Genomic DNA, 15,077 nt, shown 5'->3' with positions numbered 1-15,077 from the left:
AAGTAATTGAACAACGGCGCCAAATAAGCGCCCGGCCTGGATACATCGACGGCATAATACCGGCTCAGTTCGGTTTGCCCCCTCTTTGTCCATCACTGCGCATCCCATTGCGCCAGGCCCGTTCGCCATGCTCGCCACCCAGCAGATTTTCCTGATCGCGTCCCTGCTTTGCTTTCTCGTCTATCTTGCGCTGGGGTCGGCTGGCTCGCAATCCCTGCACGGCATGCGTGCCATGCGCTGGGCCGCGCTGCTGGGCCTGCTTGGCAATCTGCTGTATGCCTTTGGCCGTGAATTGCCGACGCTGCTGGGCTATGAGGTGGCCAATATGGCCTATTCCGGCGCCGGCGCCGCCCTTGCCGCCGGCTATCGCCAGTTGTCCGGACGCCAGGCGCATGGCAAAGTACTGGCGCTGCTGGTCGGTGCGGTCGGCCTCCTGACCGTACTGTTTCATGACTGGTTCGACTCGTTCACGCTGCGCAGCGCCGTCGTGTCGCTGTTCCAGGCCGGGGTCTGCATCGACATCGCGCACAGTGTGCTGGCGGGACGCGGCGAACACCAGCGCCGCCTGCACGGCCAGCTGCACCTGCAAGGCCCGGGACAGCAGCACGTGCAGCGCTTCGTGCTGCTCATGTGCGTGCTGGTCGCGGGCGGGCACGGGGTGCGCATGCTCTGGCTGCTGCTGGCGCCCGATCCACCGACGTCGCTGCTGCAGCCAAGCACGGCCAGCCTGGCGATCCTGACCGTCGCCGCACTGGCATTGCCGGCGCTGACCCTCGGTGGCCTGTTGACCCTGCACCGCCACATCGTGCACCAGGCCGAGTACATCGCCAACCATGACCACCTGACCGGCGCCTGGTCGCGCAAGGCGTTCTTCGAGATCGCCGAACGCGAAACGGCGCGTGCCAGGCACCGGCGCCAGCCCCTGGCCCTGATGCTGATCGACCTCGACCATTTCAAGGCGATCAACGACAGCGCCGGCCACGAAGCGGGCGACATCGCGTTGCAACTGGTCGCCACCCGCGCGCGCGACACGCTGCGCGCCGTCGATTGCATCGCGCGCCTGGGCGGCGACGAATTCGCCGTGCTGCTGCCGGGCGCCGACCTGGCGCGCGCGAGCGCCGTGGGCAAGGCGCTGGCTGCCGCACTGCGCGAGGCCACCAGCGCGATGCCGGCCGCGCAACGCCGGCTCACGCTGAGCATCGGCGCGACCGTCACGCTGGAGGGCGAACCATTCAAGACCACGCTGGCGCGCGCTGACTCGGCGCTGTACGCCGCCAAGTCGGCCGGTCGCGATCAGGTGGTTGCGCTCGCCCCGCCGCTGCATGTCGTGCGGCCGTCGCAGAAAGTCAGCGCCAGCCGCTGAGCGACCAGTCCTACGTCGGGACGCTCTGCGCTCCTATTGGGAAGCACGGGCTACGTACCCAACTGGATTGCATACCAACGCATCCAGGAGAACAGCATGAACAACGACAACACCAACGCCCAGAAAGACACCGGCCTGCGCGATGGCGGTCCCGATGCACTGGCGGGCTTCGTGGCGAACGACGCCGACGGCGACTCGAGCATCGGTCATCCTGCCAAGGGCACCAGCCAGTCGGGCATCAACAGCAACTTTGCCAAGGCTTCGCCGGAAAGCAATGTCGGCCCGGCCGGCGCACCACAGGCCAGCCACGGACAGGCGACGGGCGACGTACCGGGTGGCTCGCGCCCCAAGGCGCCAGGTGAGCCGGATGGCGAGGCGGCCGACGGCGGGACGGACACGCCGACGCGCCAGGGCTGATTGGCCCTTCAAGCATCCATCAACCGCGAAGCAGGCGCGCCGATGACGTTCCCGATGCCGAACCGGGAAACAGGACGCGCGCCGTGCGTTCAGGATCCAGCTGGAATGCACTGGCACAGGCATGCGCCACCAGCATGTCCAGGTCCAGGGTCGGCCTGAGATCGCGGCTCTCGAGCAGATCAGCGGGCGCCAGCCCGGGCCAGTCGGCGATCACCTTCCCGCCTTTGACCGCACCACCGACCAGCATGGCAGCCGACGCCGTTCCGTGGTCGGTTCCGCCCGTGCCGTTGGCTGCCACGGTCCGCCCGAACTCGGTGGCAACGAGGATCGTTGTCTGGTTCCAGGTATCGCCGAGTCCCTGCTGCAACCCGCTGATCAGGGCATCCAGATTGGTCAACTGCGTCGCCATGCGCCCTTTTTGCGCGCTGTGCGTGTCCCAGCCATTGGTTTCGATCATCGCGATCCGGGGGCCGTCCGCGCGCGCCAGGAAGCCTGCGGCCACCTTGCCCAGTTCGGCAGACGACGGCTGGCCCTTGCCGCCGCCGACCTCACCCGCCATGCCTTGCGCCTTAAGCGCCGTCGACCAGAGTCCGCTCAGCTGTGCATCTTCTTCATAGAGTTTTTGCACACGCAGCAGCAGATCGTCATTGGCGTGCGGAAGGCCGGATGGCGCGTACGAGGCAACATCGATCGCGCCACGCAGCGCCAGCGGCAGCGTCGGCGCGAACGCGATAGCCTGGTTGCTGCGCCGTGGCAGCATGCCGGCCAGCCGGTTCATCCAGCCATCCTTGACTTCAAACGGCGCCTTGCCGCCCGTTTCGAGGACATTCTGCGCATCGAAGTGCGAACGGTCGCGGTAGGGTGACGCCACTGCGTGGAACAGGCTGGCCTGCCCCGCCTTGTACAGCCCGGCAATGCCGGTCAGCGACGGGTGCAGCACAAAGGTGCCATCGAGCTTCAACGCCTCGGCGGGGTCAATGGCCAGCGCGCCGCGCAACCTGGCATACGCGGGATCGGCGTACGGGATCAGCGTGTGCAGGCCATCGGCAGCGCCGCGCTGGATGATGAACACGAAGCGGCGCTCGGTCTCAGCGCCTGCGAATGCGATTCTTGGCGCGGCAAGCAATGCTGCTGCGCTGGAAATGAAACCACGTCGGGTGAGCATGTTTTACCTTCTCAGGAATTCGGGCGACGCCAGCAGCAAGGCAAGCGCATTGGCGGGGCTTTCTGCCTGTGCAATGGCGGTGGCGGTCGCCCGGTTCAAGGTGTCCGGCAGTACGCGCGGCGCCAGGGCGCGCGCATCGATCCTGTTGCCGAACTCGGTGGCGAGACGCTGCGCGACTTCCACCCGGCGCAGCAGCGCATCCGGGGCCGCCCAGGTGGCGCTGACGTCGCCATAGCCGGCCGGCGAGCCAGGCCGCCAGACGGGCTGGCCGAGCCGCCCCAGCAGAAACTGGACGCGCGCCGCCGGCACCGTCTGCACGCCCATCGCACGCAGGCCGGACAGCGTCCAGTCCCAGGGCGACTTGAACTTGGCGGCCATTGGCGGCAGGCTATCTGCTGCGCTGACCAGTTCGCGGTACAGGGCCGTCAGGTCGCCGCCGCTCTGCAGGAACGTGTCCGCCAGCCGCTTGACCAGCGCCGGCGGTGGATCGTCCGTGATGAAGTGGCGGGCCAGCTTGGTGGCGATGTGGCTGGCCGTCGCCGGCGCCTTTGCCAGATCGCGCAGGATGGCCGTTGCCTGCTGTTCGCCATCGTCGGCATAACTGCGGCCCAGCACCGTCCGCACGCCGGGCTCGTGCTGGTTCGCCTGGAACCGGAAGGTCTGCGCGGTCCCTTCGGGCGCCTGCGGGCCGGGCAGCGTCCAGCCGGTCAGCGCGCGGGCAAATTCAACCACGTCGGCCTGCGTGTAGCCGCTGCGCACACCGAGCGTGTGGAGTTCGAGAATTTCACGCGCCAGGTTTTCGTTCAGGCCGCGTGGCGGCCGGTCCGGCGCTTTCGCACTCGCCCGCCGGCCAGCGACGCTGTCCGGCCCGGTCGAAATCGACTGGTCGAGATACAGCAGCATGGCGGGGTGGCGCACTGTCGCGAGCAGCATCTCCTCGAAGCGGCCGAGTACATGGGGCCGGATGGCATCGGCCTCGTAGCTGGCAGCAAACCCAAGGACCGGTACTTTTTCGACGGAGATCGCAAAATGGTTGGCCCAGAAGTGGGTCAGGCGCTCGACAAACGGCGTACTGCTTTGCAGGGCGCTGTTGGTACGCGCCTCCACGCCGGCCAGGTAGGCTGCCCTGCCCGCGCGCTGGTAGATTTCACGGATGCCGGCACGCTGCGCCTCGGGCGCGTTGCGGATGGCGCCCTGCTGCTCGGCCCACTGCGCGGCGCGCTCCGGGGTGCGTTCGATCGCGCGCCATGGCGCCGGCAGCGGCTCGTACGCTTCGAGCTGCGCCAGCAACCAGCGCCGTGGATCGTCAACGGGCTTGTCGTCCGGTCGCGCACCGAGGCCCAGGCGGTTGCGCGCAATGGAATCGTTGATCATGCCGCCGAGTATAGATCCGGAACTGCCCTGGCAGGTCATACCGGCCTGTATGGTATGTAACTGTCCGTAACGGCCGGACTGATCATGCGTGGCGATATCTTTCCATTTTTTGTGTCATTACAACGGTGTGGGCGCAAATACATTCGCACAAATCTATATAATACGGCCTCGTCCCCTCGAGCCCACCATGTCCCACGACCCCTCTCCGCACGACGTACGCTCCGCCTTCAAACGCGAACTCATCTCTGCCAATCTCTGGCGCACCCGCATCGTCGTCGTCGGCACGGCCTCCATCGCCGGCCTCGTGGTCGTGGCATTTACCTGGCTGGCCGAGTCGGCATTCGCCCAGTTCAACAAGATCGCCGAGTTCGCCTGGTGGGTACCGCTGATCTGGACGCCGCTCCTGTGCGCCGCCATCGTCTGGGTCACCCGGCGCTTCGTGCGCGGCGCTGGCGGCTCCGGCATTCCGCAAGTGATGGCGGCCCTCGACCCGGCGATTTCCGGCGGCCGGCGGCCCCTGCTCGTGTCCCTGAAAATCAGCTTCGCCAAGATCGGCCTGACCTCGGCCGGCCTGCTGGGCGGCCTGTCGCTGGGGCGTGAAGGCCCGTCGGTCCAGATCGCGGCCGGCGTGATGCTCGCCGCGCGCCGCTGGCTGCCGCGCGGCAGCGGCATCAGCGCCCATTCGCTGCTCGTGGCCGGTGGCGCAGCGGGTATTGCCGCCGCGTTCAACACGCCGCTGGCAGGGATCATGTTCGCCATCGAAGAATTGTCGCGCGCGCCCGAGCAGCGCAATAGCGGCCTGATCGTCGCGGCAATCGTGCTTGCCGGCCTGATCGCGGTGTCCGTGCATGGCAACGGCCCGCACTTCGGCGTCATCCATCCGGGGCCGATCGGCCTGTCGCTGTTGTGGCCGGGCTTGCTTGCCGCCGTCGTCTGCGGCTTTGCCGGCGGGCTGTTTGCCCGCGTGCTGATTGCCAGCCTGCGCGGCGTCTCGCCCGACCTGCCAACGCGCTGGCGCGCCCGCTACCCGGTGCGCTTCGCACTGGGCTGTGGCTTCCTGATCGCAGTCATTGGCGTACTGAGCGGCGGAGCGACCTATGGCAGCGGCAACGAAGCCACGCGCAGCCTGCTCGAGAACGAAGCCAATGTGCCAGTGGCGTTTGCCTTCTTCAAGTTCGTCGCGACCTGGCTGACCGCCTGGTCGGGCGTGCCGGCCGGCATCTTCGCGCCGTCGCTGTCGATCGGTGCGGCCATGGGCCAGAACATCGCCTCGATCACCGGCTACCCGCACAGCGCCGCGCTGATTGCGCTGGGCATGGTGGGCTTTCTGGCGGCTGCCACGCAGGCGCCGCTGACAGCCTTCATCATCGTCATGGAAATGGTCGACGGCCACAGCATGGTGCTCAGCCTGATGGCTTGCGCCGTCGTTGCCAGCACGGTCTCGCGCGTGCTCACGCCGCCGCTGTACAGTGCGCTGGCGACGATCCAGTTGCCACCAAGGCCCGCTCACCCGCCGAGCGCGGGTGAGCCGCCCGACCGTGCGCCATGACGCGCAGCCCGCGACGAAGCGTGGGCGGCTCGTCGATTGATTACGTTATAATCCGACCAGGGTGTTCATGCCGCCAGGCATGACAGGATTTGCGCTGGTCGGGCCGCCACGCGGGCTACTACGCGACCACCATGCACCTGCACCTTACGCCGCACTCCACTCGCACGCCAGCAGCAGCTGCGCCGCCTCACTTCACACGGGGGTTGCCAGATGACGCCCAAGCACTTTTGGAGATCCACCATGCGCATTGAAAAGCGTCTATCGAACACGTTCAAGGCATTCGCCGCGTCCGGCAAGGCGGGCGGCACGATCCTGATCCTGTGCACCATCCTGTCGCTGATGGTCGCCAACTCACCCTGGGGTGCGCCCTACCTGGCGTTCTGGCAGATCAACCTGGCCGGCCTGAGCGTCGAGCTGTGGATCAACGACGCCCTGATGGCGATCTTCTTCCTGCTGATTGGCCTGGAACTGCAGCGCGAACTGAATAACGGCGAGCTGTCCGACCTGCGCAACGCGCTGTTGCCGATCATTGCCGCGGCCGGCGGCGTGGCGGTGCCGGCGCTGATTCACTTTACGCTCAATGGCGGCACCCACACGCAGCCGGGCATGGGCATTCCGATGGCCACTGACATTGCGTTCGCGCTGGGCGTGCTGGCCCTGCTGGGCAGCCGCGTGCCGGCGTCACTCAAGATTTTCCTGACCGCGCTGGCCGTGATGGACGACCTGGCCGCCATCATCGTCATCGCCGTGTTCTATACGGCCGAGCTCAAGGTCGGCTACCTGGCCGGCGCGCTGGGCATGTTCGTCGCCTTGTTCCTGATGAATCGCCGCCTGCGCGTGCTGGCGCTGTGGCCCTACCTGCTGGGCGGCGCCGTGATGTGGTTCCTGATGCTGATGTCGGGCGTGCACGCGACGATTGCCGGCGTGCTGCTGGCCTTCACGATCCCGTATTCGCACACGCAGGACGATCCCGCGTCGCCAGCGCACCGGATGGAGCACGTGCTGCACACGCCGGTGGCGTTCGGGATCCTGCCGATCTTCGCGCTGGCCAATACCGGCATCGTGATCGGCGCCGGCTGGGCTGGCGAGCTGATGTCGTCGAACAGCCTGGGCATCATCGCCGGCCTGGTCGCCGGCAAGCCGGTCGGCATCTTCCTGTTCACCTTTGCCGCCGTGATGCTCGGCGTGTGCCGCCTGCCGCTCGACCTGGCATGGCGCCACGTGATCGGCGCCGGCCTGCTGGGCGGGATCGGCTTCACGATGTCGATCTTCATCACCAACCTCGCCTTCGTCGGTGAGGCCGAGATCATCAACGCGTCGAAGATGGCAATCCTGGCCGCGTCGCTGGCGGCGGGCATCCTGGGCTTCGTCTGGCTCAAGCTGTTCGGCGCGCCAGCCGAAGGCGACACCGATCCCGACACCATGGATTTCGATGACGGGACCCCGGACACCGGGCCATCGCGGGCGGCATGACCACCATTCTGCACCCGGCCAGGGTCGTCGTCCTGCTGTTTGCAGGCGCGATCCTGGCCGGCACGCTGCTGCTGATGCTGCCGCTGGCCAGCGCCAGCGGCCGGGGCGCACCGTTCATGGTGGCGTTCTTCACGGCCGTATCGGCCGTGTGCGTCAGCGGCATGGCCGTGGTCGATACGGGCACCTACTGGTCGGGCTTCGGCCAGGCGTCGATCATGGTGTTGTTCCAGCTGGGCGGCTTCGGCATGATGACGGCCGCCACGCTGCTCGGCCTGATGGTCAACCGCTCGTCGCGCCTGCGCACGCGCCTGATCGCGCAGACCGAGACGCGCTCGCTGGGCATGGGCGACATCGCCAGCGTGGCCCGGGTCGTGCTGACCGTATCGGTGCTGCTGCAGCTCGTGATCGCCGCCATCCTGTTCGTGCGGCTGCGCGCCGGGCACGACCTGGCGTGGGGCGATGCGGCGTGGAGCGCCCTTTTCCACGCTGTCTCGGCGTTCAACAACGCCGGCTTTTCGCTGCATGCCGACAGCCTTACCCGTTATGCCAGCGACGCGCTGGTGCTGCTGCCGATCATGGTGGCCATCGTGGTCGGCGGCATTGGTTTCCCGGTGCTGCACGACCTGCGCCACCGCTTGCGCGATCCGCGCCACTGGTCGCTGCACACCAAGCTCACCCTCACCGGCACGCTGTTTCTGCTCGTGGGCGGCTTCGCCACGGTGCTGCTGTTCGAGTGGGACAACGCCGCCACGCTGGGCGCGCTGTCGACGCCCGACAAGCTGCTCAACAGCATGTTCATTTCGGTGGCGTCGCGCACGGCGGGCTTCAACACCGTCGACTACAGCGTGCTGACGCCCGAGACCTGGGCGCTGCACTATCTGCTGATGTTCATCGGCGGCGGCAGCGCGGGCACGGCGGGCGGCGTCAAGGTGGCCACCGTCATGATCCTGGTCCTGCTCGTCGTGGCCGAAGCGCGCGGCCAGTCCGATACCGAGGCCTTCGGCCGCCGGGTCGGGATGGCGGCGCAGCGCCAGGCCGTTACCGTGCTTGTGCTGGGCAGCGTGATCGTGGCGCTGGGCACGCTGGCGCTGCTGCGGATCTCGCATTTCCCGACCGATCAGATTATCTTTGAAGTCATCGCCGCCTTTGGCAGCGCCGGCCTGTCCACCGGCATCACCGCCCAGCTGCCGGCCTCCGGCCAGGTGGTGCTGGTGCTACTCATGTTCGTCGGCAGGGTCGGCACCATCACCCTCGCAACGTCACTTGTTCTGGGCAAGCGGCGCATGCCCTATCGTTATCCGGAGGACCATCCAATTGTTGGGTAGAATTTTCACAGAACAGTTCGCTTTTTCAGCGGGCGACAGCGTCGTCGTCATCGGCCTGGGCCGCTTTGGCGGCGCGGTGGCGCAATCGCTGATGCGCCTGGGGCACGACGTCATGGGCATCGACCGCAAGGAAGAGCTGGTGCAGCTCTGGAGCGAGCGGCTCACGCACGCCGTGCAGGCCGATTCGACCAACGAGAACGTGATGCTGCAGCTGGGCGTGGCCGATTTTTCGCACGCCATCGTCGCCATCGGTTCGGACCTGGCGGCAAGCCTGATGACGCTGATGGTGCTGTCCGAACTGGGCATCAAGGATATCTGGGTCAAGGCGATGACGCCCGAGCATGGCCAGATCGCGCAGCGCATCGGTGCCCATCACGTGGTCTACCCCGAGGCGGACATGGGCGCGCGTGTGGCCCACCTGATCACCGGGCGGCTGATGGACTTCATCGAGTTCGAGGACGGGTTTGCGATCGCGAAGATCAATGCGCCGGCCGAGACGCACAACATCACGCTGGCCGAATCGCACGTGCGCGCGCGCTTCGGCGTCACGGTGGTGGGCGTGAAGCGGCTCAACGAAGACTTCCAGCATGCGCTGGGCGAGACCCGCATCCTGCCGGGCGACCTGTTGATCGTGTCGGGCCCGACCAAGAAGATCGAGCTGTTCGCCGGCGGCGAGAAGAAAGGCAGGAAGCGCTAGGGCCGTGCCAGGGCCCCGGGTCTGGTTGGCCTGTTACTCGAACACTTCCGCGGTGGCGAACATCGTGCCCTTCTCGTCCTTGGCCGAGACCGACGGTGTCGCGCTGATCGGCCAGGTGATGGCCAGGCTCGGGTCGTTCCAGACGATGCAGCGCTCGTGTTCGGGCGCGTAGTAGTCGGTGGTCTTGTAGACGAACTCGGCTGTTTCGGACAGCACGACGAAGCCGTGCGCGAAACCTTCCGGCACCCACAACTGGGCCTTGTTTTCGGCCGACAGGATTTCACCGACCCATTGGCCGAACGTCGGTGACGTACGGCGCAGGTCGACCGCGACATCGTAGACGCTGCCGGCTACCACACGCACCAGCTTGCCCTGCGGCTGCTTGATCTGGTAGTGCAGACCGCGCAGCACGTTGCTGGTCGACTTCGAGTGGTTGTCCTGCACGAACGACACCTTGCGGCCCACCGCTTCTTCAAAGCGGGCCTGGTGGAAGCTTTCAAAGAAAAAGCCGCGGTCGTCGCCGAACACGCGCGGTTCGATCTTCAGGACATCGGGAATTGCCAAGCGAGTAATTTGCATCAGAATACCTTCTCATTCAAGACACGCACCAGATACTGGCCGTAGCCGTTCTTGCGCAGTGGTGCTGCCAGTTCTTCGAGCTGGGCGGCGTTGATCCAGCCCTTGCGATACGCGATTTCTTCCGGGCACGCCACTTTCAGGCCCTGGCGCTGTTCGATCGTCGCGATGAACTGGCCGGCGTCGAGCAGCGATTCGTGGGTGCCGGTGTCGAGCCAGGCGTAGCCGCGGCCCATGATCTCGACATCGAGCTTGCCGATGTCCATGTACATGCGGTTCAGGTCGGTGATCTCGAGCTCGCCCCGTGGCGACGGCTTGAGCGTGCGCGCCATTTTGGCGACGTTCTGGTCGTAGAAATACAGGCCTGTGACCGCGTAGTTCGAGCGCGGCTTGGCCGGCTTTTCTTCCAGGCTGATGGCCTTGCCGTCGTCGTTGAATTCCACGACACCATAGCGTTCGGGATCCTGCACGTGGTAGGCGAACACGCTGGCGCAGTCGGTGCGGGCATCGGCGCGCTCGAGCAGCTGGTTGAAATCGTGGCCGTAGAACAGGTTGTCACCCAGCACCAGCGCCGATGGCGAATTGCCGATGAAGTCTTCACCGATGATGAAGGCCTGGGCCAGGCCGTCGGGCGACTCCTGCACTGCGTACGACAGGTTCAGGCCCCAGCGCGCGCCGTCGCCCAGCAGTTGCTGGAAGCGCGGCGTGTCTTGCGGCGTCGAGATGATCAGGATATCGCGGATGCCGCCGAGCATCAGGGTGCTCAGCGGGTAGTAGATCATCGGCTTGTCGAACACGGGCAGCAGCTGCTTCGAGATCGCCAGCGTGGCCGGGTGCAGACGGGTACCGCTGCCGCCGGCGAGGATGATGCCTTTGCGTTGCATAGCGTTGCTCATAGGTTTCCTTGTGCCGACAGTTCGGCAATCAATCGGTTGACGTGGTGGCGCCAGTCGGGCAGGTGCACGCCGAAACTGGCGCTGAACTTGCTGCAGTCGAGCCGCGAATTGGCGGGCCGCGCGGCCGGGGTGGGGAATGCGCTGGCCGCGATCGGCTGTACGGCATCCGGCCCGGCCTTGAGCTCGGCGCCATGGCTTTGCGCCTGCGCCAGCACGTGCTGGGCGTAGGCATGCCAGGTGGTGCTGCCGGCAGCGGCCAGGTGGTACACACCCGACAGGTGCTGCGCGTCCGTGCCCGGCGCGGCGATGCGGTGCAGCGCCAGCGCGGTGACATCGGCCAGCAGTTCGGCGCCGGTCGGCGCGCCATGCTGGTCGGCGACCACGTTAAGCGTTTCGCGCTCCTTGGCCAGGCGCAGCATCGTCTTGGCGAAGTTGCCGCCACGCGGTGCGAACACCCAGCTGGTGCGCAGGATCAGGTGGCGCGCGCCGGTGGCGGCAATACGCTGCTCGCCGTCGTACTTGGTGCGGCCGTACACCGACAGCGGATTGACGGCGTCGGTTTCGACCCAGGCGCCCTCTTTCGTGCCATCAAACACGTAGTCGGTCGAGTAATGCACGAGCCAGGCGTTGCCGGCCGCAGCTTCCTCGGCCAGCACGCCGGGCGAGACGGCATTCACGTTGTGCGCCATGGCAGCATCGGCTTCAGCCTTGTCGACCGCCGTGTAGGCAGCGGCATTGACGATGACGTCGGGGCCAAATGCGCGCACGACGGCGCGCAGCGATTCGGGATCGGTGAAATCGGCCTCGGCGCGGCCCAGCGCGCGCAGTTCGCCCAGCGGCGCCAGCGCCCGTTGCAGTTCCCAGCCGACCTGGCCGTCCTTACCGAGTAGCAGGATCTTCATGCGGCGCCGTTTTCTGGCGTGTACTGGCGGTCGACCCATTCCATGTACGCGCCGCTGGTGACGTTCTCGACCCAGGCGCCATTGGCCAGGTACCACTCGACGGTCTTGCGGATGCCCGTGTCGAAGGTCTCGGCCGGGCGCCAGCCCAGTTCGCGCTCGAGCTTGCCGGCGTCGATCGCGTAGCGGCGGTCGTGGCCCGGGCGGTCTTTCACGAACGTCATCTGCGTCGCGTACGACGCGCCATCGGCGCGCGGCTGCAGTTCGTCGAGGATCGCGCACAGCGTGCGCACGACGTCGATATTGGCTTTCTCGTTCCAGCCACCGACGTTGTACGTTTCGGCCAGGCGACCGTCTTCGAGCACGCGACGGATCGCGCTGCAATGGTCGGTGACGTAGAGCCAGTCGCGGATCTGCTGGCCATCGCCGTAGATCGGCAAGGGTTTACCGGCCAGTGCGTTGTGGATCACGAGCGGGATCAGCTTTTCCGGGAAATGGTACGGGCCGTAGTTGTTCGAGCAGTTGGTCGTCAGGACCGGCAGGCCGTAGGTGTGATGGTAGGCGCGCACCAGGTGGTCGGACGCTGCCTTGGTCGCCGAGTACGGGCTGTTCGGTTCGTAGCGGTGCTGCTCGGTGAAGGCCGGCGCATCGCTCTCGAGCGTGCCATACACTTCATCGGTCGATACGTGCAGGAAGCGAAAGCCAGCCTTGGCCTGCTCGTCCAGGCCGTTCCAGTAGGCGCGCACGGCTTCGAGCAGGTTGAAGGTGCCGACAATATTGGTCTGGATGAAGGCGCCCGGGCCTTCGATCGAACGGTCGACGTGGCTTTCGGCCGCGAAGTTCAGCACGGCCCGCACCTTGTGCTCGGCCAGCAGACGTGCCACCAGGGCGCCATCGCCGATGTCGCCGCGCACGAAGTAGTGGCGGCTGTCGCCTTCCAGGCTGGTCAGATTTTGAAGATTGCCGGCGTACGTCAGCTTGTCGAGGTTGACGACGGGTTCGTCATGGTGAGCGAGCCAGTCGATGACGAAGTTCGAGCCAATGAAGCCCGCTCCGCCAGTCACGAGGATAGTCATGCCTGCAGTTCCTGGTAAAGGTATCGGTGGCTGCGCGGCGCCTGGGCGCTGTGCGAACCTGGGAATGGTCGTGGACGAACGGCAGAGGCCATTCGTGCACTGTTGCTACTATTTTATGATGACTAGATAGCAAAAACGTGACATATCGGCACATTTTCCCGGCACTGTAGGTATTTTGTCAATGCCGGATAGCCTCGTCCGTTTCGTTGAGGTAATACTAACATTTGTCTGGCAAGTATGCCGCTCAAATGAAATTCGCCTCAAAACCACCTGATCTGCCAGCGCTCTGGCTGAGCAGTGCCGCGATACTCGACGAAGACCATGATTGCCAGGTCGACACTGGCCGATGGCAGCAGCGTCAGCGCCGACCGGCAGGCCAGGAAGTGTACGGTGGGTGTGGCAATTGCTCGAGCGGGTGCGGTGCATGATCGGTTTCCACAGGAAGTCGCTGCCTGCAATCGCGTGGGCAGGCTTGCCTTGCATGGGAATGATCAGTGTCGCTGCGTCGGTGGCGTGATGTACTTTCCCGTAGCGACTGGCGTCCCTGCCGCACTTGCGCTTATATCTTCCAGCTGGAATGCTGGCAGGACGCATTACGGGAAATTGGCCAGCCTTGGCAAGGCCGGCCTCGTTGGTGTCCTGAAATCAGCCTGAAAAACGACTAGTCCTGGAAGTAGAATTGTTGGCTCGAAGCTGCGCTATATAGCCTGGCGCTTGCCCACGAACCTGCACTGCTGGTGTCCATGGTGAGGGCGTACCCTGTCGTCTTGGCAGTGAAGTAGACCAGTCCGCCAGCCTCTCTCATGGCAAACAACTGACGATCTCCCAGCGTGCAGCTTTCCCATGTCACCGCATTGCCGTTGCTCGACCCTGCTGTCAGACACAGACCGCCGTAATTCAGCTTGTAGAAATTCTGTCCCGAGACGTTTTGGTAGATCAGATCCCAACTGGCGGCGGATGTACAAACTTGCTGCTCCGCGTGACCACTCGTGGCCGACAGGCAGAGATAGCTGGCTTTGTTAACGATCTTGCGGTTCAGGTTCCCCCAATTGACGCCTGGTGCTGCCGTGCTGCTGCCATTCAGAAGCTCGGTTTCTCGCGCCCAGTATGGCGGCAAGCTTCCCCACGTGTTTTCGCCAGCCTGCCAGTTGCCGCCGATATTGGTGACATAGCCATAATCCGCCCCACGGGTCTTGATTTCCTGAACAACACGTTCCATATCCGCCTGCGCAGGTACGGAGTGCACGAGATGCCATGTCAACACGCCTTTGGCGCGTGCTGTCGCCGTTGCGTTGGTGATCTGTTGGACCTGGCTGGTGTACGAGGACGTATCACTCTCGAACAGCACGGCTATTTCGCCTGCCTGTGTTGCAGTGACCACGCAATTGTCTGGAACGCCCGCATTGAACGCAATCGTTGCATCCGCACGGTACTTCTTCACGATGGTTCGCAGTTGCTGGTATTCGTTCACGAACGTTGCACAGTTCCAGTTCGCCGGGGCTGCTTCGTCGAAAAAGATTCCTTTGATGCTAGGCATCTGCTGGAAATAATTGCGGACCTGGGCTTCGATCCGCTCCCAGGTTTGGCAGACCCCCATCTGATTGCAGGAATGGTTGAAATAACCTGTCGGGACGTACCCTATCAGCCGTACGTTTCGGCTCGTCTGTTGATCGACGATGCTTTTATAGGTAGCAAGATCGGGGACCAACGTCGTTGTCTGGCCCTGAAAGATGCCACTGTCAGGGTTGATCAAGGCCAGCGATCCGGTAGGTAGCTGGTTGTACAGGCTTGCATTCGTGCCCCAGTAGCTGATGACGCCTATCTTGGTCGCGACCGCCTGCGCCTGAACCGGGGTCGAGATGCCACTTGCAACACAAGCCAACATGGCGCTCAGAAGTGCATATTTTTTCATACTGTTTCCTTTGTATGATTCGCTGAACATCAATGGGTGAGCGCCGGCAGACGCATCGCGTGAAGATCAAGCGCGGATTGAAGGCACGCATCAACAAATGGTGTGACTGACACTTGTCCCGGTCCATCAGCGCACGCTGCGTGCGCTGCCGTTCACTCAGGCGAGCGGGCGCCGACTGGCGGCAGCCACATTGTTCGCCAACAGGCCTGTTTGATACAGGTTGTGAATGACTTTCGTTTCATACCGACCGTGCCGGGCCAGGACCTTACGCCCGCAACAGTCAAAGAAGCGAAAATCCACTTCAAAACAACGCTTCATAGCGTGTTGAAGCTTATAACGTTGCCGCGGCGCGTAC

General features: G+C 64.8%; 13 protein-coding genes. 6 read left to right on the top strand and 7 right to left on the bottom strand.

From position 1 onward, the window contains the following. The first annotated feature begins 127 nt into the window (after positions 1 to 127). A complete protein-coding gene (locus AC56LN_RS03435; protein WP_499569954.1) occupies positions 128 to 1,363 on the top strand; it encodes a GGDEF domain-containing protein in 1,236 nt (411 codons plus the stop codon). A 96-nt stretch (positions 1,364 to 1,459) separates the two neighbouring features. Further along, complete coding sequence (locus AC56LN_RS03430; protein ID WP_499569952.1) at positions 1,460 to 1,780, top strand: hypothetical protein; 321 nt, start codon at positions 1,460 to 1,462, stop codon at positions 1,778 to 1,780. Positions 1,781 to 1,799: 19 nt separating this feature from the next. Here the strand turns inward: AC56LN_RS03430 and AC56LN_RS03425 are convergent, their stop codons facing one another. Next, entirely contained in the window at positions 1,800 to 2,945 is a 1,146-nt protein-coding gene (locus tag AC56LN_RS03425) for a DUF1501 domain-containing protein (RefSeq protein WP_499569950.1), read from the bottom strand. 3 nt (positions 2,946 to 2,948) lie between these two features. Further along, positions 2,949 to 4,319 (bottom strand): DUF1800 domain-containing protein, encoded by a 1,371-nt coding sequence (locus AC56LN_RS03420; protein WP_499569949.1) that lies wholly within the window; start codon positions 4,317 to 4,319, stop codon positions 2,949 to 2,951. A gap of 187 nt (positions 4,320 to 4,506) precedes the next feature. On the opposite strand from AC56LN_RS03420, the gene AC56LN_RS03415 reads away from it, so the two are divergent. The 4 genes from AC56LN_RS03415 (at position 4,507) to AC56LN_RS03400 (ending at position 9,363) form a co-directional block, all read left to right on the top strand. Further along, positions 4,507 to 5,868: a chloride channel protein gene (locus AC56LN_RS03415; protein WP_499569948.1), complete on the top strand. Its 1,362-nt coding sequence runs from the start codon at positions 4,507 to 4,509 to the stop codon at positions 5,866 to 5,868. A gap of 240 nt (positions 5,869 to 6,108) precedes the next feature. After that, the gene (nhaA, locus tag AC56LN_RS03410; RefSeq protein ID WP_499569946.1) at positions 6,109 to 7,341 is read left to right on the top strand and encodes a Na+/H+ antiporter NhaA; all 1,233 of its coding nucleotides are present in this window, start codon (positions 6,109 to 6,111) and stop codon (positions 7,339 to 7,341) included. Continuing rightward, on the top strand, positions 7,338 to 8,666 hold the full coding sequence (locus tag AC56LN_RS03405; RefSeq protein ID WP_499569945.1) for a TrkH family potassium uptake protein: 1,329 nt from the start codon (positions 7,338 to 7,340) through the stop codon (positions 8,664 to 8,666). Before nhaA ends, AC56LN_RS03405 begins: the two co-directional genes overlap by 4 nt. Further along, a complete protein-coding gene (locus AC56LN_RS03400; RefSeq protein ID WP_482899832.1) occupies positions 8,659 to 9,363 on the top strand; it encodes a potassium channel family protein in 705 nt (234 codons plus the stop codon). The genes AC56LN_RS03405 and AC56LN_RS03400 overlap by 8 nt, the downstream gene beginning before the upstream one ends. A 33-nt stretch (positions 9,364 to 9,396) precedes the next feature. Here AC56LN_RS03400 and rfbC read toward each other — a convergent pair whose 3' ends face one another. The 5 genes from rfbC to AC56LN_RS03375 form a co-directional block, all read right to left on the bottom strand. After that, on the bottom strand, positions 9,397 to 9,942 hold the full coding sequence (gene rfbC, locus AC56LN_RS03395; protein WP_499569944.1) for a dTDP-4-dehydrorhamnose 3,5-epimerase: 546 nt from the start codon (positions 9,940 to 9,942) through the stop codon (positions 9,397 to 9,399). Continuing rightward, the gene (gene rfbA / locus AC56LN_RS03390; RefSeq protein WP_499569942.1) at positions 9,942 to 10,835 is read right to left on the bottom strand and encodes a glucose-1-phosphate thymidylyltransferase RfbA; all 894 of its coding nucleotides are present in this window, start codon (positions 10,833 to 10,835) and stop codon (positions 9,942 to 9,944) included. The genes rfbC and rfbA overlap by 1 nt, the downstream gene beginning before the upstream one ends. Further along, positions 10,832 to 11,737 (bottom strand): dTDP-4-dehydrorhamnose reductase, encoded by a 906-nt coding sequence (gene rfbD, locus AC56LN_RS03385; protein ID WP_499569941.1) that lies wholly within the window; start codon positions 11,735 to 11,737, stop codon positions 10,832 to 10,834. Before rfbD ends, rfbA begins: the two co-directional genes overlap by 4 nt. After that, a complete protein-coding gene (rfbB, locus tag AC56LN_RS03380; RefSeq protein ID WP_499569939.1) occupies positions 11,734 to 12,810 on the bottom strand; it encodes a dTDP-glucose 4,6-dehydratase in 1,077 nt (358 codons plus the stop codon). Before rfbB ends, rfbD begins: the two co-directional genes overlap by 4 nt. Before the next feature lie 661 nt (positions 12,811 to 13,471). Then, positions 13,472 to 14,722, bottom strand: a complete 1,251-nt coding sequence (locus tag AC56LN_RS03375) for a spherulation-specific family 4 protein (protein ID WP_499569938.1) — start codon at positions 14,720 to 14,722, stop codon at positions 13,472 to 13,474. Between the last annotated feature and the right edge of the window lie 355 nt (positions 14,723 to 15,077).

The sequence above is a fragment of the Telluria sp. ZT3P26 genome (assembly GCF_059686035.1).
The sequence above is the reverse complement of the archived record's forward strand: the minus strand, read 5'-3'. Positions and strand labels throughout refer to the sequence as shown.